Here is a 1039-nt window from a genome sequence, read left to right on the forward strand (position 1 = left end):
ACGTATTACCGGTGGCGTAACCAGTACGGCGGACTGAAGGCCGACGACGCGAAGCGCCTCAGGGAGCTGGAGAAGCAGAACGCCACGCTCAAGCGGTTGCTGGCCGAAGCGGAGCTGGAGAAGGCCGCGCTCAAGGAGCTGGCCGAGGGAAACTTCTAGGCCCGGGCAGGCGCCGCGCCGCCGTCTCGCACCTGATCAGGACACTGCAGGTGAGCGAGCGGATGGCGTGCCGTCTGGCCGGGCTGAGCAGGTCCGCGTACCGTCGCCCGCTCAAGGGCGACACGGTCGCCGACCCTGATCGCGCGTTGCGAGACTGGCTGCGCGCGTGGGCGAAGAAGCATCCCCGCTACGGGTACCGGCGGGCGTATCACGACGCCCGGGGTGAGGGCTGGGCGGTCAACCACAAGAAGATCCAACGCCTCTGGCGAGCCGAAGGCCTCCGCGTCCCGCAGCGGCGACGCCGCAAGCGTGTCGGATCCTCGACCGTCGACGCCCCGGCGGCAGTCGCACCGAACCTCGCATGGGCGGTGGACTTCCAGTTCGACGCCGACGAGCGGGGCTGCCCGATCAAGATCTGCTCCATCGTCGACGAGCACACCCGCGAATGCATCGGCGGGCTCGTGGAGCGGTCGATCACCGCCGACCGGCTCACCGCCCACCTCGAAGAGCTCGTCGCCGTCCGCGGTGCACCGGGTGTGCTCCGCAGCGACAACGGGCCCGAGTTCATCAGCGACGCGATGGCCGACTGGGCGGGTACCCGCACCGGCCTGTTCTACATTCCGCCCGGCTCGCCCTGGCACAACGGATACGTCGAATCGTTCAACAGCCGCCTCCGCGACGAGTGCCTCAACATCAACAGCTTCTACTCACTGCTGCACGCCCAGGTCGTGATCGGCGACTGGAAGACCGAGTACAACCATCAGCGTCGGCACTCATCGCTCGGCTACCTACCCCCGGCCGAGTACGCTCGGCAGTGCACCCATCAAATCGAAACCGACGACTCACAGAGCGACCGGACCGAATGAAGGGGGCGGCCCAG

At 67.8% G+C, this 1039-nt stretch carries 1 pseudogene; it reads left to right on the plus strand.

What is annotated here, in order from left to right:
* A pseudogene (locus tag Q9R22_RS13290) lies at nt 1-1025 on the plus strand (IS3-like element ISPfr10 family transposase); the annotation flags it as partial.
* Nucleotides 1026-1039 lie beyond the last annotated feature (14 nt).

Source organism: Kocuria sp. PD6 (genome assembly GCF_031844145.1).
Taxonomy (GTDB): Bacteria; Actinomycetota; Actinomycetes; order Actinomycetales; family Micrococcaceae; genus Kocuria; species Kocuria marina.